14 protein-coding genes are annotated in these 24,384 nt (G+C 41.4%); all 14 read right to left on the minus strand.

Annotation, left to right across the window (positions count from 1 at the left end):
* A partial coding sequence (locus QM382_RS08550) for a CshA/CshB family fibrillar adhesin-related protein (RefSeq protein ID WP_414280779.1) occupies positions 1-5,020 on the minus strand: 5,020 nt, incomplete at its 3' end.
* Positions 5,021-5,278: 258 nt separating this feature from the next.
* On the minus strand, positions 5,279-8,929 hold the full coding sequence (gene rpoC / locus QM382_RS08555) for a DNA-directed RNA polymerase subunit beta' (protein ID WP_414273039.1): 3,651 nt from the start codon (positions 8,927-8,929) through the stop codon (positions 5,279-5,281).
* Between the two features lie 32 nt (positions 8,930-8,961).
* Positions 8,962-12,564, minus strand: coding sequence for a DNA-directed RNA polymerase subunit beta (locus tag QM382_RS08560; protein ID WP_195184051.1), 3,603 nt, complete (start codon positions 12,562-12,564; stop codon positions 8,962-8,964).
* Positions 12,565-12,926: 362 nt separating this feature from the next.
* A complete protein-coding gene (locus QM382_RS08565) occupies positions 12,927-14,939 on the minus strand; it encodes a DUF2079 domain-containing protein (protein ID WP_414273038.1) in 2,013 nt (670 codons plus the stop codon).
* Positions 14,940-15,114: 175 nt separating this feature from the next.
* Positions 15,115-15,969, minus strand: coding sequence for a VOC family protein (locus QM382_RS08570; RefSeq protein WP_414273037.1), 855 nt, complete (start codon positions 15,967-15,969; stop codon positions 15,115-15,117).
* A 131-nt stretch (positions 15,970-16,100) separates the two neighbouring features.
* A complete protein-coding gene (locus tag QM382_RS08575) occupies positions 16,101-17,603 on the minus strand; it encodes a zinc ABC transporter substrate-binding protein AdcA (protein WP_414273036.1) in 1,503 nt (500 codons plus the stop codon).
* Positions 17,604-17,612: 9 nt separating this feature from the next.
* Positions 17,613-18,419 (minus strand): metal ABC transporter permease, encoded by an 807-nt coding sequence (locus tag QM382_RS08580; RefSeq protein ID WP_263394108.1) that lies wholly within the window; start codon positions 18,417-18,419, stop codon positions 17,613-17,615.
* Complete coding sequence (locus QM382_RS08585) at positions 18,412-19,116, minus strand: metal ABC transporter ATP-binding protein (RefSeq protein ID WP_214262902.1); 705 nt, start codon at positions 19,114-19,116, stop codon at positions 18,412-18,414. The genes QM382_RS08580 and QM382_RS08585 overlap by 8 nt, the downstream gene beginning before the upstream one ends.
* On the minus strand, positions 19,116-19,556 hold the full coding sequence (adcR, locus tag QM382_RS08590; protein WP_214262903.1) for a zinc-dependent transcriptional regulator AdcR: 441 nt from the start codon (positions 19,554-19,556) through the stop codon (positions 19,116-19,118). The genes QM382_RS08585 and adcR overlap by 1 nt, the downstream gene beginning before the upstream one ends.
* A 247-nt stretch (positions 19,557-19,803) precedes the next feature.
* Complete coding sequence (dltD, locus tag QM382_RS08595) at positions 19,804-21,072, minus strand: D-alanyl-lipoteichoic acid biosynthesis protein DltD (RefSeq protein WP_414273035.1); 1,269 nt, start codon at positions 21,070-21,072, stop codon at positions 19,804-19,806.
* On the minus strand, positions 21,065-21,304 hold the full coding sequence (gene dltC, locus QM382_RS08600) for a D-alanine--poly(phosphoribitol) ligase subunit DltC (protein WP_049495407.1): 240 nt from the start codon (positions 21,302-21,304) through the stop codon (positions 21,065-21,067). The genes dltD and dltC overlap by 8 nt, the downstream gene beginning before the upstream one ends.
* Positions 21,305-21,317: 13 nt before the next feature.
* Positions 21,318-22,562 carry a D-alanyl-lipoteichoic acid biosynthesis protein DltB gene (gene dltB, locus QM382_RS08605; RefSeq protein WP_414273034.1) on the minus strand — a complete coding sequence of 415 codons (1,245 nt, stop codon included), beginning with the start codon at positions 22,560-22,562 and terminating at the stop codon, positions 21,318-21,320.
* The gene (gene dltA, locus QM382_RS08610; RefSeq protein WP_414273033.1) at positions 22,559-24,109 is read right to left on the minus strand and encodes a D-alanine--poly(phosphoribitol) ligase subunit DltA; all 1,551 of its coding nucleotides are present in this window, start codon (positions 24,107-24,109) and stop codon (positions 22,559-22,561) included. The genes dltB and dltA overlap by 4 nt, the downstream gene beginning before the upstream one ends.
* A 15-nt stretch (positions 24,110-24,124) precedes the next feature.
* Positions 24,125-24,283, minus strand: a complete 159-nt coding sequence (locus QM382_RS08615) for a teichoic acid D-Ala incorporation-associated protein DltX (protein ID WP_414273032.1) — start codon at positions 24,281-24,283, stop codon at positions 24,125-24,127.
* Positions 24,284-24,384: the final 101 nt, after the last annotated feature.

Consider the following 24,384-nt stretch of genomic DNA (forward strand, 5'->3'; position numbering starts at 1 on the left):
GAGTTGCTGTTGGTGTTACAGGTGTCACGGTTGGTGTGTACTTAGCGGTTGCTGGTGTACCATTCTTATCTACACGTTTAACAGTCACGCCTGTTCCTGTTCCTGTGAATGATTTTTCTGGTACGAATGTAACTGTTCCGTCTGGTGCTACTGTGTATGTTCCTTCTCCTGGGATAGTCTTAGTTGTTGAACCATCTTCGAATGTTGCTGGAACATCGTCATCCATTGGTACACTTGGATCACCTTCTGTAAACTTAGGTTTACCTGTTTGTGTCTTACCTTGGATATCTGTTGATGTTGCTGGTTCTGCAGTTGGAACTACTGGAGTAATCTTAGGTGTGTATGTTGTTTCTACAGCAGTACCGTTAGCGTCTTTAGCTTGAACCTTAACTGGAACAACATCACCTGAGTATGACTTGTCAGTTGGTGTAAATGTTACAACACCTGTTTCTTTATCAACTGTGAAGGTACCGATAACCTTGCCTTCTGGTGATTTAGCATCTACTGATGCAGCTGGTTGACCATTTTCGTCAAGAAGAGTAATGGTATCCTTGTTGATTGGTGCAACTGGGTCACCTTCTGTGAATGTAACAGTACCAGTTTGAACCACACCTTGAGGTGCAACAGATTCAGCTGGAGTTGCTGTTGGTGTTACAGGTGTCACGGTTGGTGTGTACTTAGCGGTTGCTGGTGTACCATTCTTATCTACACGTTTAACAGTCACGCCTGTTCCTGTTCCTGTGAATGATTTTTCTGGTACGAAGGTTACTGTTCCGTCTGGTGCTACTGTGTAAGTTCCTTCTCCTGGGATAGTCTTAGTTGTTGAACCATCTTCGAAGGTTGCTGGAACATCATCATCCATTGGTACGTTTGAGTTACCTGGTGTGAATGTTGGTTTACCTGATTGTGTTTGACCTTGTTTATCAGTTGAAGTAGCATCTTCAGCTGTTGGTGTTACCGGAGTTACAGTTGGTGTGTAAGTTGAAGAAGCTTTTGTTCCGTTCATATCTTCACGAACAACTGTAACTGATGGAGCTGTACCAACAAATGATTTTTCAGGAACAAATGTTACTGTTCCATCTGGTGCTACTGTGTAAGTACCAACACCTTCAACTGTCTTAGTTGTTGAACCATCTTCAAATGTTGCTGGGTCATCTTCGTTGATTGGAACAGTTTTTTCTACTCCATCAACTGTAACAGTTCCACCCTTGAATTCAGGCTTACCTTTTTGAGTTGCGCCTTGGATGTCTGTTGTTTCAGCTGGTGTTGCAGTTGGTGTTACTGGAACAATCTCAGGTGTGTAAGTTGTATCAACCTTGATTCCGTTTGAGCTTTCAGCTTGAACCTTAACAGGCGTTACTTTACCTGTATAAGACTTATCAGTTGGTGTGAATGTTACAGTACCAGTTGCTGGGTCGATTGTGAATGTACCGATTGGTGTTGTTCCATCTTCAGCGTAAGCTGTTGTAGTTGTAACTTCATTACCATCTTTATCCAAAAGTGTGTAGCTATTATCTTTAATAGTGATAGCTTTTTCTTCACCGTTTACAGTAACAGTTGAACCTGCAAAGGTTGGTGTTCCTGTTTGAGTTGCACCTTGAATATCTTTAGATGTAGCTGGTTTTGCTGTTGGCGCAGCTGATTTCACAGTTGGTGTGTAGCTTGCTTCAGCAGTGATTGTTGAAGTTTCACCTTTAGCATTTGTAATAGTTGCAGTTGCTTGAACCTTAACGCCTTTAGCTGTTCCGACAAAGTCTTTTTCTGGCGTAAATGTTACCGCTCCTGTAGTAGGATCAATAGTGTAAGTTCCTTCTCCTGGAACAGTCACAGTAGTTTCATCAGTAGGTTGACCAGTTGCTGGATCTACCAATTTCTTGCTTGTGATTTTCGCAGTCTTGTCGTTGCTCAACTCAAATGTAGGAGTTTGAGTTTGTGGAACGTTTTGGACGTCCTCAGACACTTTATCTGTTGGTGTGATCGTAATTGGAGTTACAGTTGGTGTGTACTTAGCCGTAGCAGTCTTGAGGTATTCATCACGAACTGTTCCATCTTTATCTCTTCCGACAGGTGCAGTCAATGATACAGTAATACCTTTTGCAGTACCAGTAAATCCTGGTTCTGGAACAAAGGTAACTTCTCCTGTAGCATCATTGATTGAGTATGTCCCTTCGCCTGCTACTGTTACAGAGGTTGCGTTGGTGACTTGTCCAGTTGCTGGGTCCACCAATTTAGCAGGGTATTCCAAGCTTGGAGTGACAGAGATCTTTTCACCATTAGCATTAGTTGTAGTTGTATTAAAGGTTGGTGTACCAGTTTGAGTCGCACCTTGGACATCTGTTGAAGTCTTATCTACCCCTTCAATTTCCGTTGGTGTAACAGTTGGGATGTAAAGACCATCCATTGTGTTTAATACTGTATCAACGTTGGCTTCATCAGCTGGGAATTTTGTTGACCAACCAGTATCGTAGCCATTACTATCTGTACGACGGATTGAAATTCCATCAGCTGTTCCAAGGAAGTGATCTTCTGGGATGAACTCCACATCTACGTCTTTACCATTTGCGGTAATCTTATATTTACCTTGACCTGGTACGACATAGTAGCCTTCAGCATCCAAAGTAGCCTTGTTCCCATTTGCATCGACAATGTATGGTGCTACTGTTTCATCAATTTTTGCTGATTCAGTTAAGCTATAGCCTTGCAAACCTCGAGCAGTAAAGGCTACAGTTGCAGTTTGCTTCGCCCCTTGAAGACCACTTGTTTCTTTGAATTCTCCTTTTGGTGGGTGGGTGATTTGAGTCTTGAAGTCCTCAACTTCCCCTGAGAAGGCCATACCGGTTGGGCTTTCAATTTCTTTAGCATTCTTAGCGATACGGATCCGAACACCCAATTCATTGACACTAGGATCAATATAGGTTTTACTCTTTGTAAATCTTAACGTAGCCGTTCCATCTTGGGTAATGGTTGTTAAATCAGACCGTTCATCTTCATCGAAGGTTCCATTTTGATTAAAGTCAACCCAACCATAGATATTTGCCTGCGCAGCTCCTCCAGTATGTGCTTCAACAGAAATCGTATAATTCCCTGGTTTGGTCCGGTCCATCTTGATCAGCTCATTGGTTTTCCCTTTAAGATCACCTGGAAGCAATTGGTCGATGCCTTCATCCGCAGTGGTCGCCTTGTCATCACCCGTCCAATCAAGAGTATTGTTTTCATCCATATCAGGACTCAAGTGGCCGAGATAAGGTTGGTTTACTTTCTTACCGGTAATCCCATCAACAGTTGCAATTGAATGAACTGCCTTGCCGTATGATTCAGGAGCATCTCCTTCATCAAGTGGGAAGAAACCAAGCATAGCTGCCTGTTTCCCACCTGAAGCGATATATAAACCAACTTCAGAAGCCCCACGTGTCATAACAAGGGGAACAGCAACACTACTTGAAGAAATATTTGGTCCGAAGACTCCTGTTCCGAGACCTGCAGTTGTTAAATCGGCACTTCCATAATATTTCCAAGCAACTGCTTTTTTGTCTGGTCCGACTTGAGTACTATTACGAAGTTGATTAAGGTTCACCGCATAGAAATTCAAGCCATCTATTTTAGTGGTAGGGTTTGGACCAAATAAATTGTCTGTATCTTGTGGAATATAAGTTTTAGTAGATTTATTTCCATATTTATACCACTCACCAATGTGTTGCCAACCTGAACCGTTTGTGGTAAACATAACCAATTCACCAGGGTTAGCGGACTCACCATCTGCCATGACAATGGCAGGTTTGACCACTTTCCCACGGAAGGTTGCAGAAACTTCAAACTGAACACCGATATTCCCACCGTCAAACTCGGAACTGATGGTTGTTTTTTTAGTCCCAGTATTGATGCCTTCACCTCTTATTTCTGTCCAACGGGTTTGAGCATCTGCTATAACTTTAGCTTCTTCACCGGCATTAAATGCTGGCAGAGTATACGACTGATTTCCATTTCCATTCACATAACCATTTTTTGCATTTGGATCATAGGTTGCTTTTTCAGCAGCCGTCGCTCCTCGGTCTTCTAAACGCTTTTTGTAGATTTCAGTCGCTTGGAAGGGTTTCAAAGATTTTACTTTGATGGTAACCACATAACCCGGCATAATTTCCTTAGTATAGGTAGCACCAACTTGAAGGGCAAGATTCCCACTCGATGTCGTCGTTGTTCCTGTCCAGTTGGCTACATCACCAAAGTCTAGCCATGAAATTTGGCTGGCTAGGTCAGCAGCATTAATATTTGTCGTAAATCCTGGTTTTGCTTCTTTTGGAGTTGAAGTTGCATCTACAACGTCTGCACCAATTCCAGTAGCTGTTGCTGTATCAGCTCGGAAGGCTGTATTTTTATCAATCTCTTTACCATTACGAGGGTCGTTTTTACCTGTATTCGCGATTGCGTTTGTACCTTCAGCTGGTTTTGTGTTTTCTGCAGGTTTCCCTGTAGTTTCTGTCTTTTCAGTAGTTGCTACTTTTTCTTCGGCTACAGCTTTTTCTTTGTTTTTTAGCTTAGAATTGACAATTGTTACAAGTGATTGGTAAGCTGCATCCAATTCAGCTTGGCTTGTAGCAGAAGTAAGTGCATTTTTAGCATTGGCAAGACCTACCTTAAGAACTTCAACGCTCTCGTCTGTCTTGTTGCTGTATTTACCATTTGCCACGTTTGCTTCAATTTCAGCAACGTAAGCTGCCAATTTGTCGCTATTTAGCTCAGGTTTTACTTCAGTAGAAACTGCAGGTGCTGCTTCTGCTTTATAAGTTACTTCTTTAGCAGGTGCTGCTTCTGCTGCTTCTGTAGTTACAGGAGCCTCTGTTTTGTCTGCTTCTGTTGTAGTTGCAACTCCATCAACTTGTTTTTCTTGTGTTACTTCATCAGCTCCAACACCTGTAGCCGTTCCGAGCATCACTAACGTTCCGAGTAAGACCGAGCAAACTCCTACATGAAGTTTACGAATCGAAAATCGACTAATTCGGTCGTTAAACAGATCATTTTTCATGATTTTTACCTCCAATACCCTTTAGCGAGTGTATGTATTGTTATATTTTATGCATTGTTTTTCAAAAACCCTAAACATGCAACGTCTTATTTTAGCACTATTATACTTAAAATCAAAGCATTATGCTCATCATTTTGAGAGATGAAATTAAGTTAACTTAATTTCAATTAATTATCATTTTTTCAGAAAAATTACATATAATTTTCAGTGCCTAAACATGCCAAAAGAGGGGTAAGCCCCTCTTTTAACTAAATAAGATTATTCACTTGTTTCCACAGTTTCTACTTGGACATCCACTTGCTCTTCCTCTTGTGAATCTGCAAGGAGAGATTCTTCGTTGACTGCTTGTGGTTCAAGGTTACGGTAGCGAGCCATACCTGTACCAGCTGGGATGATTTTACCGATGATAACATTTTCCTTGAGACCAAGGAGATGGTCTTTCTTACCACGGATAGCCGCATCTGTAAGGACACGAGTTGTTTCCTGGAAGGAAGCAGCTGACAAGAAACTATTGGTTTCAAGTGAGGCTTTGGTGATTCCCATAAGGACTGGGCGACCAGTTGCTGGAACACCACCTGCGATAAGAACATCTTTGTTGGCATCTGTAAAGTCGTTGATGTCCATGAGAGTACCCATAAGAAGGTCTGTATCCCCTGGATCCATGACACGAACTTTGCGGATCATTTGACGAACCATTACCTCGATGTGTTTGTCACCGATTTCTACCCCTTGGCTACGGTATACTTTTTGTACTTCACCGAGGAGGTAAGTTTCAACTGACAAGACATCACGTACAGCAAGGAGACGTTTTGGTTGGATAGAACCTTCTGTCAGAGCTGCACCGCGAGAGATTTGATCTCCAACTTGGACACGCATACGGGCTGTAAATGGTACCACGTATTCGCCTTCGCCAGTTTCGCCTTTAACGAAGACTTTCTTGGTACGAGTTGAAGCATCTTCTTCGATTGCTGTAACTTCCCCTTTGACTTCTGTGATGACCGCTTCCCCTTTAGGATTGCGGGCTTCGAAGATTTCTTGGACACGAGGAAGACCCTGAGTGATATCGGTATTTGAGGCAACCCCACCCGTGTGGAAGGTACGCATTGTAAGCTGTGTACCAGGTTCCCCGATAGATTGGGCAGCGATTGTACCAACTGCTTCACCAACTTCAACCGCATCCCCAGTCGCCAAGTTGATACCATAACAGTGACGGCAGACACCATGACGAGTGTTACATGTAAATACAGAGCGGATAGTCACTTCTTCAACACCAGCATTAACAATTTCACGAGCCTTGTCTTCTGTGATCAATTCATTTGGACCGATGATAACTGCACCAGTTTCTGGATGTTTAACAGTTTTCTTAGTGTAACGACCATTGAGACGTTCTTCTAGAGACTCAATCATCTCTTTACCTTCAGTAATAGAACGGATCAAGAGACCACGGTCAGTTCCACAGTCATCCTCACGAATGATAACGTCTTGGGCAACGTCAACCAAACGACGAGTCAAGTAACCTGAGTCGGCTGTCTTAAGGGCCGTATCGGTCATACCTTTACGGGCACCGTGAGTTGAGAAGAACATTTCGAGTACTGACAAACCTTCGCGGAAGTTTGAAAGGATTGGCAATTCCATGATACGTCCGTTCGGAGCAGCCATCAGACCACGCATACCGGCAAGCTGTGAGAAGTTTGAGATGTTACCACGGGCTCCAGAGTCCATCATCATAACGATAGGGTTCTTAGGATCTTGGTTGGCAACCAAACGTTTCTCGAGTTTTTCACGGGCCGCACGCCATTCAGCTGTAACAGCATTGTAGCGCTCATCGTCTGTGATCATACCACGACGGAATTGTTTTGTGATTTGTTCTACACGTTTGTGTGATTCTTCGATGATTTCAGCCTTGTCTTCAACGACTGGAATATCAGCAATACCCACTGTCAAACCTGCAAGAGTTGAATGGTGGTAACCGAGGTTCTTCATACGGTCAAGTAGGGCAGATGTTTCTGTCGTACGGAAACGTTTGAAGATTTCAGCGATGATATTTCCAAGGTTTTTCTTCTTGAATGGAGGGTTGAGTTCAAGTCCATCGATAGCTTCTTTGATATTTCCACCTAATGGCAAGAAGTACTTAGCCGGAACACCTTCTGTCAAGTTAGCGTTTGTTGGCTCTTGCAAGTAAGGTAGTCCTTCTGGCATGATATCGTTGAAGAGGATCTTACCTACAGTTGTAAGCAAGATTTTGTGTTTTTGCTCTTCTGTCCATGGTTTGTTCAAGCTATCTGTTGCGATACCAACACGTGAGTGGAGGTGAACATAACCATTACGGTAAGCCATGACAGCTTCATCACGGTCCTTGAAGACCATACCTTCGCCTTCACGACCAGCTTCTTCCATAGTCAAGTAGTAGTTACCTAAAACCATGTCCTGAGATGGAGTAACAACTGGTTTCCCATCTTTAGGGTTCAAGATATGCTCAGCAGCAAGCATCAAGATACGAGCTTCTGCTTGGGCTTCTTCTGAAAGCGGTACGTGGATGGCCATTTGGTCACCGTCAAAGTCGGCATTGTAGGCTTCACAGACAAGCGGATGCAAGCGAAGGGCTTTACCGTCAATCAAGACAGGTTCAAAGGCTTGGATACCCAAACGGTGAAGAGTAGGTGCGCGGTTCAAAAGTACTGGGTGTTCTTTGATAACTTCTTCGAGGATATCCCAGATACGTTCATCTCCACGTTCTACCAAGCGTTTAGCCGCTTTAACGTTTTGCACGATATCGCGCGCTACGATTTCACGCATAACGAATGGTTTAAAGAGCTCGATTGCCATTTCACGTGGCACACCACATTGGTACATCTTAAGAGTTGGACCAACGGCAATAACAGAACGTCCTGAGAAGTCAACACGTTTACCGAGCAAGTTTTGACGGAAGCGTCCTTGTTTCCCTTTGAGCATGTGGCTCAATGATTTAAGTGGACGGCTACCTGGTCCTGTAATTGGACGGCCACGACGGCCATTGTCAATCAAAGCGTCAACCGCTTCTTGAAGCATACGCTTCTCATTTTGAACGATGATACCTGGCGCGTTCAACTCAAGCAAACGAGCCAAACGATTGTTACGGTTGATAACACGACGGTAAAGGTCGTTCAAGTCAGATGAGGCAAAACGGCCACCATCCAACTGCAACATTGGACGAAGATCTGGTGGAATAACTGGAAGGATGTTAAGAACCATCCATTCAGGCTTGTTTCCAGACTTGTGGAAAGCATCCAAAACATCCAAACGACGGATAGCTTTCACACGTTTTTGTCCAGTAGCTGTTTTCAACTCTTCTTTGAGTTCAGCAATTTCTTTTTCAAGATCTACTTGTTTCAAGAGGTCTTGGATCGCTTCGGCACCCATTTTGGCAACGAATGAACCATGACCAAACTCACGCAAGCGTTCACGGTATTCACGCTCTGTCATGATAGACTTGTGCTCAAGTGGTGTATCTTTTGGATCAATCACCACATAAGCTGCAAAGTAGATAACTTCCTCGAGGGCACGAGGACTCATGTCAAGGGTCAAGCCCATACGGCTTGGAATCCCCTTGAAATACCAGATATGAGATACAGGAGCTTTTAACTCGATGTGTCCCATACGTTCACGACGAACTTTTGTACGCGTTACTTCAACACCACAACGGTCACAAACAATCCCTCTGTAACGAATGCGTTTGTATTTACCACAAGCACATTCCCAGTCTTTTGTAGGACCAAAGATCACTTCGTCAAAGAGTCCTTCACGTTCTGGTTTCAACGTACGGTAATTGATTGTTTCAGGTTTTTTGACTTCTCCATAAGACCATGAACGGACTTTGCTTGGAGAAGCTAGTGTGATTTGCATACTTTTAAAACGATTTACATCAACCACTATTTCTTCCCTTTCTATTATAAGTGAACTGCTTATTCTTGTTCAGCAGCTTCTTCTGTTGTTTCCGCTTTTGCATTTTCTTCTGCTTCAAAGGCTGCTTTAGCCTCTTGAGCTGCTCTTTCGCGGGCTTTTTCAAGGTCATCTACGTGGATGACATCTTCGTCCATTCCTTCATCAAGGTCACGAAGTTCCACTTCTTGATCGTCTTCGTCAAGGACACGCATGTCAAGACCAAGAGATTGCAATTCTTTTACAAGAACTCGGAATGATTCTGGAACACCTGGTTTTGGAATTGGTTTTCCTTTTGTAATAGCTTCATAAGCTTTCAAACGTCCGTTGATATCGTCAGACTTGTACGTCAAGATTTCTTGAAGAACATTTGACGCACCATAGGCTTCAAGCGCCCAAACCTCCATCTCACCGAAACGTTGTCCACCAAACTGAGCTTTACCTCCGAGTGGTTGTTGTGTAACGGTTGAGTATGGTCCGACTGAACGAGCGTGCAATTTATCATCAACCATGTGGTGAAGTTTGATCATGTACATGACCCCAACTGACACACGGTTATCAAATGGTTCACCAGTACGTCCATCGTATAGGATCGTCTTAGCATCGCTGTCCATACCTGCTTCTTTGACAGTGTCCCAAAGATCTTCAGAACTTGCTCCGTCAAAGACTGGTGTTGCGATGTGAATGCCAAGAGTACGAGCCGCCATACCAAGGTGAAGTTCCATAACCTGACCGATATTCATACGTGATGGCACCCCAAGTGGGTTCAACATGATATCGACTGGAGTTCCATCCGGAAGGTAAGGCATGTCTTCTACAGGAACGATACGAGAGACAACCCCTTTGTTTCCGTGACGTCCGGCCATCTTATCTCCGACCTTAATCTTACGTTTTTGTGCGATGTATACGCGAACCAGCATGTTGACACCAGATTGCAATTCATCACCATTTGCACGTGTAAAGATTTTAACATCACGAACGACACCATCGGCACCGTGTGGTACACGAAGGGAAGTATCACGAACTTCGCGAGATTTGTCACCGAAGATAGCGTGCAAGAGACGTTCTTCAGCAGAAAGGTCTTTTTCACCCTTAGGTGTTACTTTACCTACAAGGATATCCCCTTCTTTAACCTCAGCACCGATACGGATGATACCCATTTCGTCGAGGTCTTTAAGGGCATCTTCACCAACGTTTGGAATTTCACGAGTGATTTCTTCAGGTCCAAGCTTTGTATCGCGAGTTTCTGATTCGTATTCTTCAAGGTGGACTGATGTGTAAACATCGTCTTTCACCAAGCGTTCGCTCATGATAACAGCATCCTCGAAGTTGTAACCTTCCCATGTCATGTAGGCAACGATTGGGTTTTGTCCAAGCGCCATTTCACCTTTTTCCATAGAAGGTCCATCAGCGATAAAGTCACCTTTCTCGATGACATCGCCAACTCGAACAAGGGTACGTTGGTTATAAGCAGTACCTGAGTTTGAACGACGGAATTTTTGGATGTGGTAAACATCAAGGGAACCATCTTCACGGCGAACTTCTACTTTGTCCGCATCTGCATAGGTAACCTTACCACCATGTTGTGCAATAACTGCAGCTCCTGAGTCATGGGCTGCTTGGTATTCCATACCAGTACCAACGAAAGGCGCTTTAGGATCGATCAACGGAACAGCCTGACGTTGCATGTTGGCACCCATGAGGGCACGGTTGGAGTCATCGTTTTCCAAGAAAGGAATACATGCTGTCGCAACGGCAACTACCTGCTTAGGAGAAACGTCCATGTAGTCAACGCTTGATGCTGGATATTCTTGGTTAACCCCTTGGTGACGTCCCATGACAACTTTTTCAGCAAAAGTTCCATCTGCGTTCAATTTAGAGTTAGCCTGAGCTACTGTGTATTCATCTTCTTCATCGGCAGTCAACCAAACAATTTCGTTGGTAACTTTTCCAGTTGCACGGTCAACCTTACGGTATGGTGTTTGAATGAAACCATACTTGTTGAGGTGTCCGTAAGAAGACAAGTTGTTGATCAAACCGATGTTTGGTCCTTCAGGTGTTTCGATTGGACACATACGACCATAGTGAGTGTAGTGCACGTCACGCACTTCATATCCAGCGCGGTCACGTGTCAAACCACCAGGCCCTAAGGCAGACAAACGACGTTTGTGAGACAACTCAGAAAGCGGGTTGTGTTGGTCCATGAACTGTGACAATTGTGAAGAACCAAAGAATTCTTTGATCGCTGCAGTCACTGGACGGATGTTAATGATTTGTTGAGGTGTCAATACTTCGTTATCTTGAACAGACATACGTTCACGAACATTACGTTCCATACGTGAAAGTCCAAGACGTACTTGGTTGGCAAGCAATTCACCAACAGCACGAATACGACGGTTTCCGAGGTGGTCGATATCATCGATACGACCGATGCCTTCAGCCAAGTTTAGGAAGTAGCTCATCTCAGCAAGGATATCTGCCGGAGTGATAGTGCGAACCTTATCATCTGGATTTGCGTTACCGATAATTGTTACAACACGGTCTGGATCAGTTGGTGCCACAACCTTGAATTTTTGAAGAACAACTGGTTCTGTCAAAACAGCTGAGTCATTTGGAGTGTAGACAATCTTATTCAAATCGCCATCCAAGTGACTTTCGATGCTTTCGATGACATCGCGAGTCATAACAGTACCTTTTTCAACCAAGATTTCACCAGTTTCAGGGTCCACCAATGGTTCAGCTATTGTTTGGTTGAGCAAACGAGTTTTAATATTTAATTTCTTGTTAATCTTGTAGCGTCCAACAGCTGCCAAGTCATAACGACGTGGGTCGAAGAAACGAGCCACAAGTAAGGTACGTGAACTCTCAGCAGTTTTTGGTTCACCTGGACGAAGACGCTCATAAATTTCTTTCAAAGCTTCGTCTGTACGAGAGTCCATTGGGTTTTTATGGATATCTTTTTCAACAGTGTTGCGAACCAACTCGCTGTCACCAAAGATATCAAAGATTTCGTCATCGCCTGAGAAACCAAGAGCACGAACCAAAGTCGTAAATGGAATTTTACGTGTACGGTCGATACGAGTGTAGGCGATGTCTTTTGAGTCACTTTCAAGTTCCAACCAAGCTCCACGGTTAGGGATTACAGTTGAACCGTAGCCCACTTTACCGTTTTTGTCTACTTTATCATTAAAGTAAACACCTGGAGAACGCACCAACTGTGATACGATAATACGTTCACCACCATTTATGATGAAAGTACCCATCTCAGTCATGATTGGGAAATCTCCAAAGAAGACTTCTTGAGTTTTGATTTCGCCAGTTTCTTTGTTAATCAAGCGGAATGTTACAAAGATTGGTGCTGAATAACTTGCATCATGGATGCGAGCTTCTTCAAGCGTATATTTAGGTTCTTTGATTTCGTAGCCAACAAATTCCAACTCCATTGTTTCTGTGAAGTTTGAAATTGGCAATACATCTTCAAACACTTCCTTCAGACCATGGTCTAGGAAATCTTTAAATGAATCAGTTTGAATTTCAATCAAATTTGGTAAGTCAAGAACTTCTTTGATTCTTGAAAAACTACGACGGGTACGATGTTTCCCGTATTGAACGTCATGTCCTGCCAAGATGATTCTCCTTTGTAAATAAAGTTCCAAGCTTAGTCGCCTAAGCTAATAAATATCGTTTAATGGTTCTAAAACCCCTATCAACTTATCCCCCTTGACTAATTTTTCAGAATCTTTAAATCTCTGTTACAGATGCAAAAAATACCGAAAAAAAGCACAAAAAGAGCAGTTAAATCTGACTTTTTTCAGGAGATTTAACTGCTGTGAGCCTTGTCCGGACAATATTTCAGACAAAACCTACGACAAATGATTACTAATATTATACCCGATTTTCTCTAATTTTTCAAGTCCTTTGAAGGATTTTTCTTGCTTTAGTATAGTTGTGGCTTGTTTTCAGAAAAGGTGATTTTCATACATCAACCTTACTGTGGTTTTTCTAAGATAAAAATTTCATCCGAAGAATAACTGCTTTCCTTGTAGCCAAGCTGTTCATATTGTTTGACCAGCTCGACATAGAGTTCACTCGTATCCTTACTCTTTCTTGGAATCACCACAAAATCAATAGATGAGTCCACTTTCTGACCGTTGTGATAGAAAATGTCATATAATTTTTGATGTTTTCTAAGAATTGGTGTGTATGGATGTTCAGCGACAACTGAAGATTCAGACGGCAGACTTTCTAGTGTGTATTGTATATTTTCAAAATTTTGTTTATTCTGATGATAATAGCCAATATTAAAATTCCATTTATGCGTCAACTGGTGTAAGAGTATTCCAGATACAACGATACCTATCGTAACTGTAAGAACAATTAATTTTTCTTGTAAAATCTTCTGGATTTGAAGTTCTTCCAAAGATAGTAGAGCCATTAGAAATAGTAAAGCTCCACTTCCATAGCTATACTGAGCGCCAATATCATATTGATAAATCCAGTTAGGCAACAAATTAATGACAACAAGTGGTAGAGCCAATAAATAATTTTCCCAACTACGTTGAACAAGAGGTAGGAAACAAAGTGGAGCAAGCATTAAGAACAAATAGCCTAATCTTTTCGCGGTGAAAATTGTACTGATCACATATTCTGGATGGGTCAAGAGATTTTTCAAGACCATGAGCAATCCACTCTCACCATTCTGTAGGTAGGTATCGAAACGAGAGACCATACCTCCTTCACCATAAGCACTCAAGAGATACATCGCAAACATGAAATAAACAATTGGTAAAACGATATCTGCTAACAGTATCCGTACTTTTGTTGTTTTCGATAAGGTGAAACGTTTTTGTAAAAGGAAGTAGGCGCCAATGCTAATAACATAGATAAAGGCATCTTCCTTTACTAACAAAAGCAGCAAAGTCGAACCTATAATACCCAGTTTTTGCTCGGAAACAATGAAATAGAATAACCAGAAAATCAAAGCAGTTAGGAAACAATTCTCATGGAGATGAGTCCCTCCTGAAGTTGTAATAACTGGGAATAAAACAAACCATGCTACCGTCAATATATTTGTTAGTTTAGAAAGTTTGAATTTAGGAAGCAGTAGTTTCAGAGGAATAATTGCAGAAAAAGCAACTAAAACCTGTAAAATGTCTAACGTCTCTACATATGGGAATAATTTATAAAAGGGAAGCATTAGATAAAAGATTGGAGAAACGTGTACCGCAAAATGGGAAAGCACTCTGTCTCTCTCCAATGTTGTAATCGGAGTCCAATCTGTATTCATACGCTCAAACATTTGAGAAAAAATACCAATGTCAAAGGTAGTTACTTCAATTGTCTTGACTTTATAGTAGACAACAGCACAGAGATACAAAACATAAATAATGCTAAGAGACAAGACTGCCCACCATACTATTTTTTTATGCTTTTCTAAAAACTCCTTTACTGGTAACTGTACAAAAAGCAAAATAAGTACAGCAGAAAAAATCACTGCTAAAACGACTGGCCAAATTAATATATAAAATCTTGTAGTCGTTAAATCAACGGCATGAAAACCAAGCGCCGTATCATTAAAATTAGAATCAACCAGGGTTAACAACCGGGGGAGTGTCCCTACTACCGTAAACAAATATAAAAAAGATAAGGTTTCACCTTTGAACTTAAAAAACACAAAGAGAACCACAGCCAAAAGTAGTAAACCTAGCGCCAGGAAAAATGAAATACTTTTATAGACAGCAAAGAATAAAGCTAGGCATGAAATAAGAATATTAATCCTACGAATATTGAGGGATGACTTTATTTCCACTACCCCGATAAATACAGCTGCTATAAGAAAGACTAGGATTTTGTCAAAAACAGGTCCCGAATTTAGACTTAGAAAAAGATCTCGCGGAGCATAGTGCAATAAATTCAGTAAAATAACTATTAAGTATGCGCCGAGACCATACGATAAAAATTGCTTTCGTTTTTCAAAAATATTTCCTAATACTTTTTCCACAGTTATAATCCTCCTAATAATAAGATAATTGTATCATAATCCTTCTATTCCTTCTATCCCTTTTTGAATCTTTTACAACACTATCAATGTCATAACCTCCATTTTTCATTATCGAAAAACCAGAATAAAAAAGAACTGTTCAACCTACTGATAAGGTAGTCTGAACTGCTCTTGTTTAATTCCCTACTCTAACTCGCGTAACAATGCCATCTTTGTCGGTCACACTAAACTCTGCAGACGAAAGCCACTGAGTTATGGCCTTGCTAGTTTGAGATTGAGCAAATACTTTTAATAATTCCTCCTTGTTCTCAACTTCAACCGCATAGTAGGCAAGACCTGTCATTCCATGCTCACGAGGAGCTAAGTTTTTACCACCCCATTCATTGACGGCCAAATGATGATGATAATCCCCTGATGCTATCCAACTGGCATGTGGAATCGTGAATTTATCCTCAAGACCTAGAGACTCTTGATAGAAAGAGCTCGCTTCTCGACTTTTCTTAACAGATAGATGAACATGGCCCATGCGAGTGCCACTTGCAATGACAAAAGGATCCAGTTCTTTGCCTAGTTCATAGATGTCTTGGGCAGACAGCTCTTCTGTCACCCCAATAATTCGCCCGTCCTCTCGAATATCCCACTCGGTCACAGGCTTATCTCTGTAGAGTTCAATGCCATTGCCCTCTAAATCTTCTAGATAGATAGCTTCACTATAGCCATGATCAGCTCCACCTACTAGTGGAATCTTTAGGTCTAACAAGTGTTTAAAAACATTGGCTAAGTCCTCTCGACTCGGTAAAAGGAGAGCCATGTGATAAAGTCCGTAAGTCTGTTTGGGATTCCTCGTATCATCTGTCTTGATCAGTTTAACAAGAGCTTTGTCTCCAGCACCCAAAACCGCCTCTCCTTCCGACTGACTCAATATCTCCAAGCCGAGCAACTGATGATAAAAGGCTGTCTGACTTTCTAAATCCTTTACATTTAAAGCCACTTCAGCCAAATAAATATGACTATTATATTCGTAAACCATAGAAAACCTCTCTTTGTTGTAACTTTTTTTGTTACAACTATTATACAACCTTTTCTGACAATGTCAATTTAGATGCTTAGTGATGATAAAAACAAAAAAATCCTCCCCGATATGGGAAGGATTTTTTAGATTTAATGAGCCAACATTTCTTGGGCAATTTCCTGACCAGATAGGTTATCTGGATAGTAGGTTGGCCAGTTGTCCATCTCTTCAAAGAGGGCTTCTTGGCTAGTACCTCCAAAGAAGATATGGAAATGCTCTGCCTTGACCGGAGCGATATTATGATCGCTAAACTGAACATACTTGAATTGTCCAGCGTCCGCATCTGTTGCTTCAAAGAGATAACGGACTCCACGATTTCCTTTCTTATAAGTCAAGATTTTCTTACCGACGTACTTGTAAGTATATTTCTTACTTTGGTCTCCTTGGATGAATTCCATCGTATTATCTGTAATGTTAATCTTGCTTACATCTGTTTGGTAACCCTTTTGATAGTAAGCCTTATACTCATCCTTGGTCATCTTACCAGTCAATTTAGCCTTGTAATCAAAGACTTGGTCAAGAGTACCATTTTCAAGGAAAGGATAAACAGACTGCCAGTTACCAGTATAGTCACTCAAGGTGCGATCCTTAACATCTGCATCCTCAAAGTAACCATTTTGAACTGTTTTAGTTTCCTCTGCCTTTTCTGGTTCAATCTCTTCCCCTGCCTGATCAGTTGTTTGCTTGAGGGCCTTGAGATTTTTCTCCATGACAGAGATATAGTTTTCTCCAGCCTTCATATCCTCTTCGGTCAAGCTTTCAAGAGGATTCAGAACATCTAACTTCACTCCTGTTTCTTTTGAGAGAGTATTCGCTAGGGCTTGAGAAGCATTTTCTTCAAAGTAGATATAAGAGATTTTGTTTTTCTTGATGTACTCGGTCAATTCTGCCAAACGGCTTGCTGATGGCTCCGCATCTGGCGAAAGTCCAGAGATAGAGACTTGATTGAGTCCGTAGTCCAAGGCTAGATAACGAAAGGCTGCGTGTTGAGTCACAAAACTCTTTTGTTTTGCACTAGAAAGTCCTTCAGTATAGGCCTTGTCCAAGGCTTGCAGTTTTTCGATATAAGCTGCTGCATTTTGTTCAAAAGTCGCCTTCTTATCTGGATAGTCAGCTGAAAGACTATCACGGATATGTTCTACAAGCTTGATGGCACGCGCAGGAGACAACCATACATGAGGGTCATACTCGTGATGATGACCTTCTTCGCCGTGGTCATGGTCTTCCTCTTCTTCACTTCCCGGAAGAAGGAGCATATCTCCAGTAGCTTTAATGGTTTTTACTTTTTTCGCATCTAGGGAATCTAATAACTTAGGAACCCAAGTTTCCATGTTCTCATTTTCATAAACAAAAGCATCAGCATCTTGGATTTTAGCGACTGCCTTAGGTGATGGTTCATAGTCATGTGGCTCTGTTCCAGCCCCGATTAAGAGTTCGACATTGGCTGTATCCCCTGCTATTTGCTTGGTAAATTCATAGACAGGGTAGAAAGTTGTGACGATATTTAATTTTCCGTCTGCTTGTTTTTGATTGGAACAAGCGACTAAGAATACTGTCACAAGACTTGCCAAAAGTAGGCTTAGTTTTTTCATGTGCTTCTCCTATTTGATAAAACGTTTGAGGATGCTGACTACTAAAAAGACAACTACAAAGATAATGGTGATACTTGCACTAGGAGGCGTCTCTGCATAATAGGAAATATAGAGTCCCGCAACCATGCCTAGAAAACCAATGACGCTAGCAAGAATCATCACAGAACTAAAGTTTTTACCTAGACGCAAAGCAATACTTGCTGGCAAAACCATAATAGTCGATACCAAAAGTGCTCCCGCTGCTGGTATCATGAGGGCAATAGCCACACCCGTCACCATGTTAAAGAGAATAGACATGGTGCGTACAGGCAATCCATCTACAAAAGCTGTATCCTCGTCAAAAGTTAGAATATACATAGGTCTTAAAAATAGGAAGGTTAGGATTAGAACAACCGCCGCAATGACAAAGAGCCCAATGACCTGCTCTTGACTGATGGTCACAATAGAACCAAAAAGATACTGATCCAGACTCATCGAACTAGAGCTCTTACCCTTACTCATGACAATAAGTGAAACTGCAAGTCCTGTAGACATGAGAATGGCTGTCCCAATCTCCATAAAGCTTTTATAAACTGTACGCAAGTATTCAAGAAAGACCGCCGCAATCAAAACGATCACAATGGTTGAGATGGTCGGAGAAATCCCCAAAACCAAACCAAAGGCAACACCCGAAAGCGAGACGTGACTGAGAGTATCACTCATGAGACTTTGACGGCGCAAGATGAGAAAAGTCCCAAGAACTGGTGAAAAGAGACTCATGGCAATAACTGCCAAAAAGGCTCGCTGCATAAAATCATAAGACAGTAGATTAAGCATGCTCCACCTCCTGGTCACTTTCATGGACATTGAAGCAACGCCATGGTGAATCTTGGTCTCGGACAAGGTGAATATTGCGATCTGCGTAGTCTTTGACTTCTTCTGGGTCATGAGTAATCATCAAAACAGCCTTGCCATGATGGTGGGCGCTGTGGTGCATGAGCTCATAAAATTCATTCTTAGTCCCTGCATCCATCCCTGTCGTCGGCTCATCCAAGATAAAGATATCTGGATCGGACGCAAACATACGTGCAATGACTGCTCTTTGCTTTTGCCCACCAGAGAGGGAACCAATGCGTTTATCCCGATGTTCCCACATGCCAACCGAGTTTAAACTAGCCTTGATATGTTCCTCATCGTGAGCATTTAAACGACGGAACCAGCCCTTTCTTGGATAACGACCTGATTTGACAAATTCATAAACGGTACTTGGAAAACCTGCATTAAAACTTGCAATCTGTTGAGGAAGGTAGGCAATTCTTAATTTTGTCCCACGAGTGTTGGTCTTTGAAATGGTAACTTTGCCAAATCTTGGTTGTAAAATACCTAGACTGGCCTTGATTAGAGTCGTCTTGGCAGCTCCGTTTTCTCCCGTGAGTGTGACAAACTCCCCACTATCAACACTGTAATTGATGTGCTCAAGCACAGGTTCCTTGTCATAATAGAAGGACAAATCCTCTACTGTGATGTATCTCATTACTTGATTTCTCCTACTAAAGCAGTTAAAAACCGCTGGATAATTTGTTGCTCCTTAGCTGAGAATTGAGTGACAACTTGCTCATACGTCGAGAGGGTATGCTCATGATGATGATGGTGCTCCTCAGCAATTGGTCTAGCAAGGTCTGTCAATTGATAAAAAATCACTCGAGCATCCTTAGGATCCTTAGACGTTTCCAGCATCCCCTCTTTAATCAAAGATTTAATAGCCTTGGTAACAGCCGCTTGACTGACATTAAGGCGACGTGCCAACTCAGAATTGGTCAATGATTCCTCTGATAAGAGCATGAGGATATGCTCCTGGGTGTTTGTCAAAGCCACTTCACTCGTGCAATGACCAATCAAAATTTCATGCTGATTTTCAGCTTTCAAGATTACTTCATTTAAAAAATGATCAATTTCCGTTGCTAATTGTCTCATGATTTGCCCCTTTCTTCGAATAGTTTTTCCATTATTACAGGACTTTTAGTCTATTTGTTTACTAGTTAAGTATATCACATCCTAGTACAGAGTCAAGAAAAAAGATGAAAACAATTTTTATGTTTTCATTTTCTATGTATTCTTTTACTGGACTTTACTCAATTGAGGAATCCACTACTATACTCGCATTCGGCAAAAAGTCTGTGATTACAAAAAGCCCAAACTAAGGTTCAGGCTCTTTGGTTATTTATTGAAAATCTTTGATATTACCGTCGTAATTAGCCCAATCCTGGCTAAAGAATCGGTCATTTGTTTGGTAATTAGGAGCTGTTGTTGGATTGCTTAAAAAAGGATTTACAACCTTATCAAAGGCCAACCAGCCTAACCAACCAATATGAATCGTATCCTTAACAAAGTATGGATCTCCTCCATTTTTTGAGAAATCAGCAATATTGGTGAAACCTTGGCTTTCCAACTGGTAACGAATTTTTTCAACTGCGTGTTGATACATTTCCTCACTCAGTCCAGTATAATCCATCCATTTTTTATTGACAGGTTGAAAAACAAAGAGAACATTGACCTTGGACTTGGCAAATTGATCAAGCACTAGCTGCAAATCATTGTATTCAGGTGATTTGAGATAATTATAATTTTTTTGAGAACCTTCCCACTTTTTCAAATCTTTCTTTAACTTAGTATTGTAAAAATGGTTCTCCACTCCCAAATCATTATTGGTTGTATTTTCTTCGCCCTCTTTTCGAGCGATATTTTCCAATTCTTCATAAGAAAATTGATCCGGGAGACTGCTCAAATATTTCTCAACCTGATCTTTGTATCTTAAACGTCCACGAATGGAGAATTGTCCAAAAAGTGCTGATTGTTTCTCATTCAATTGAGCTGAAATAGTAATCATCCTTTGGTCAAACTCTGATAATTTTTCTCCTTTAGCTAATTTCTCAACGATGCTCTTCATAGAAACACCAGGATTTTGCTTCAAGAGTCTATTAGCAGCATACCTAGAGGCTGCATCCCCAGATTGATTCTCTAAAAAGGCAGTCAACTGATCATTGTTAAAGTAGGTTTGGAAAATAGTCGGGTCATGATCCTCTTTTGTAAACCACTGTGGGGAAATGACAAAGACTGCTTGCTTATTTTCAAGCTCGGATGTAATTTGTTGTATCCCAAAATACTGACTGAGTGCGGCTGCTCCTGCCTGCCCCATAAAGTAAGGACGATAAGAACGGTCATACTTTTCAGCTAGTACTGCCGGATGCATACTATCAAAACGCATCCACTCACTAGAACCAAAGAAAGGGACAAAACGCATATCAGGGTCTGTAAGAGCTCTTACTTTTTGGCTTCTCTCCTTAAAGCTCTCTGCACTTACAGAAGCCGCAGAGTATTTCTCCTCCGTCAGATTATGGCTTCTTGTACTTGGATAAAAAAAGATTAGTAGAAGAACCAACAATCCCGCTATAAAAACAGGCCCAAAAATCAGCCACAGGCGTTTAAGCATTTTGTAGCTCCACAATACCGGCTACGATTTTATTAGCCGTATTCCAGTCATCACGACCAAATTCTGTAACTGGGACACGAATATCAAAGCGATTCTCGATTTCCACGATTAATTCAACTGTTCCCATACTATCCAAGACACCTGCATCGAAGAGATCCTCATCCATCATGTCAGAAACATCTTCCATAAACAATTCATCGATAATTTCAATAACTTCTGATTTGATATCCATTTTTTAATTCCTTTTATTTTTTAAACCATAAATCATTCAAAAATCCAGAAAAGATTAAGAATGAAACCATTACGACATGGAAGGTGACTACCATGCCAAGCAACTGAGCCCAACGATTTTCAAGCAAGGGAGGTCGTCCTGCTTTCTTACGTTCTTTATTGAGCGTTTTTTTCTTTCTGACCCAGGCATCATTAATCACTAAACCTACCCCATGAAAGAGTCCGTAGGCGATGTAAAACCACGTTATTCCATGCCAGAACCCCATAAGGAGCATGTTTAGGATATAGGCGACACTTGAGGTCACATTTCGATTCTTAAACAATTTCTTTCTCGTCATCACCATGACCATGCGCATAAAGACAAAGTCACGAAACCAGAAGGATAAACTCATGTGCCAACGATTCCAAAACTCCTTCAAATCCCTTGATAAAAAAGGTTTGTTGAAGTTGATCGGACTACGAATCCCCATCAGATTTGAAATAGCTATAGCAAACATAGAGTAACCTGCAAAATCAAAGAAGAGTTCCAAACCAAATGTGTACATGATGGCCACTACATAATAGTTAAAGACGCCACCTGTTTGTAAAGCTAAATTCTTTAGCGGTGGTAATAAGATTTCGCCTAAAATATGGGCTAGGATAAATTTATACAGAAATCCCCACATGATATACCGAACGGACTCAGCTAACATATCCATCAACTCATCGCGCTCTGGAATCGTCTTGTAATTTTCATTAAAACGTTTGAAACGATCAATCGGACCACTTGAAAATGTCGGCATAAAGAGGAGAAAACGCAAGTATTCCCTCATCTTCAATTCCTTAATAACTCCATCTCTGAGTTCGATAATGACTCCCACCGAACGAAAAGTCAGATAAGAAATTCCGATAAAACCTAACAAGGACTGTGTTCCATTAATAGCTGGCTGTACCTTGACAAAGATGATAGGAAGTAAAGATAACAGACTAACGAGATAGGAAGTCCATTTCCCGTCTTTAGTTTTTCGATACTGCTTGTAAAAAAGAACCAGTACCATTTGCCATATCAGATAAATCCCTAAGGCAACTAATTGATTGGTCTTGCCTCCCGTCAACATAGTGACGATAAAGAACAGACTAACCAATATTTCATACCAGGCAAAACGTTTTTTGAAAAAAAGACCGATAAAGATTGGTAAGGTAACAGTAATCACGTACAAAAAGTACTGAAGATTCCCATACGGCTCAATATGAGGGAGCTGTTTCAGGAAATCCATCATCTATTGTTGACCTCGCTAATCAACCCTTTGATGTCGATTTTTCCATTTGGAGTTAGCGGCAATTCCTTTCTGTAAAGGAACTTAGACGGCATCATGTAAGACATCATAATATCTTCCAAGTCTTCCTTGATCGCTTTGGTGATATCAATCTCGCGCTCAAATTGTTCTTTGACCCCGTCTTTTAAGATAACATAGGCCAAGAGATTTTGAACCTTGTGATCTTTATTGTAGCGCGGTACAGCAACAGCCGAGTCAATGTACTGAGATTTGTTCAAGTTTTGAGAAACATCCTCTAGCTCAATACGGTAGCCGTTAAACTTGATTTGGAAATCCATCCGTCCACCGTAGAGAAGAAGGCCTTCATCCGTCATAGTTCCGACATCTCCCGTATGGTAGGCTGGCAGACCTTCAAATTCGAAGAAAGCTTCTGCTGTTTTCTCAGGATTATTCATATAACCTTTTGAAACAGCTGGTCCAGACACGATGATCTCACCTTGCTCACCATTTGGCAATTTATTTCCTGCCTCATCAATGATGAAGGTTGGAGAATCTTCTTTCGTGTAACCAATTGGCAAGCGTTTAAGAGTCGCTAACATCTCATCTGTAATAGCGACTGCCGACAAAGCAACAGTTGCTTCCGTTGGTCCATAAGCATTGATGATGCGTGCATTTGGGAAACGCTCGCGCAATTTCTGAGCGGTTTTAACGGTCAACTCTTCCCCATCAAAGTAGAAATGGGTGATGCCTGGCATCTTTTCAGCATTGAAATCATCAGACAACATGGCCATATCAGCAAAAGATGGTGTTGAAGTCCAGATAGCAATCGGAAGAGAAAAGATCGTCGCAAAGAGTTGTTTGAAGTCTTGAGTGATGGCTGATGGAAGAGCAAAAAGGGTTCCACCAAGAGCCAAGGTCGGTGCCCAGTACATGACAGACAAGTCAAAGGAATAAGGTGGTTGCGCCAACATTTGCGGACGCTCTGGCGTTGCAAATTCCTTGTCCGTAATCATCCAGTTGGTAAAGCTGAGCAAGTTGTCGTGCGAAATTTGCACCCCTTTTGGTTTCCCAGTTGTCCCTGAGGTAAAGATGATGTAGTAGTTATCATCCCCTTTGACCGGATGTTGCAAGTCATAGGCATGCTGAGCCGCATAAGCTTCATGCACTTGCTCCAAAGACATGATTGGAGCAGCTGGGTTTTCCAATGGAAATTCATTGATGGCAATAATCAAGCTAGGCTCTGCTACTTCAAGAATAGCAGACACGCGCTCCAAGGCAGAATGGCTATCAATTGGGATATAGGCATGACCAGATTTTGTCAAGGCCACAAAAGTTGCTAACATTTCATATTCTTGTCCACCAAAGACCACAACAGGTGACTTTTCCGGAAGTCCCATTTGGTCAATGTGGGCTGCTAAACTATCTGAGTCTGCCTTCAATTGGCCATAGGTATGCTCTTCTCCAAGGACATTGTAGACAGGATAGTTTGGTTGCAGTTGGGCGTAATGTTCAATCGCCTCGATCATATCAGTAATTGGTTGGTTTGACACAGTAGGGATCTCCTTTTAGAATTCATTGTAGATAAAGCCACCCTGACTTTGTCCTAGATAGCTAAAGAAGTAAAGCAAACCCAGTAAAATAATAAAATACAGGACCGTTTGTCCCAAAAAAACATAGTATGGTTTCTTTTTATTCACATTAGACTCTTTTCTGTAAATTTTCATTATCTTTTCACAAACATACAATACTATTTTGTCTTACTCCCATTTTACCACTTTACTTTGTTTATTTTCAACTGTTTACTATTTTTTAAAAGTTGATTTTA

This window comes from Streptococcus infantis (assembly GCF_047465185.1).
In the GTDB taxonomy this organism is placed as follows: Bacteria; Bacillota; Bacilli; order Lactobacillales; family Streptococcaceae; genus Streptococcus; species Streptococcus infantis_O.

What these genes read in the sequence shown, in the direction of transcription:
- dltC (WP_049495407.1), bottom strand. Translation starts at nt 21,304, where the DNA reads ATGGATATCAAATCAGAAGTTATTGAAATTATCGATGAATTGTTTATG.
- QM382_RS08575 (WP_414273036.1), bottom strand. Translation starts at nt 17,603, where the DNA reads ATGAAAAAACTAAGCCTACTTTTGGCAAGTCTTGTGACAGTATTCTTA.
- QM382_RS08570 (WP_414273037.1), bottom strand. Translation starts at nt 15,969, where the DNA reads ATGGTTTACGAATATAATAGTCATATTTATTTGGCTGAAGTGGCTTTA.
- QM382_RS08585 (WP_214262902.1), bottom strand. Translation starts at nt 19,116, where the DNA reads ATGAGATACATCACAGTAGAGGATTTGTCCTTCTATTATGACAAGGAA.
- dltD (WP_414273035.1), bottom strand. Translation starts at nt 21,072, where the DNA reads ATGCTTAAACGCCTGTGGCTGATTTTTGGGCCTGTTTTTATAGCGGGA.
- QM382_RS08615 (WP_414273032.1), bottom strand. Translation starts at nt 24,283, where the DNA reads ATGAAAATTTACAGAAAAGAGTCTAATGTGAATAAAAAGAAACCATAC.
- QM382_RS08580 (WP_263394108.1), bottom strand. Translation starts at nt 18,419, where the DNA reads ATGCTTAATCTACTGTCTTATGATTTTATGCAGCGAGCCTTTTTGGCA.
- adcR (WP_214262903.1), bottom strand. Translation starts at nt 19,556, where the DNA reads ATGAGACAATTAGCAACGGAAATTGATCATTTTTTAAATGAAGTAATC.
- dltB (WP_414273034.1), bottom strand. Translation starts at nt 22,562, where the DNA reads ATGATGGATTTCCTGAAACAGCTCCCTCATATTGAGCCGTATGGGAAT.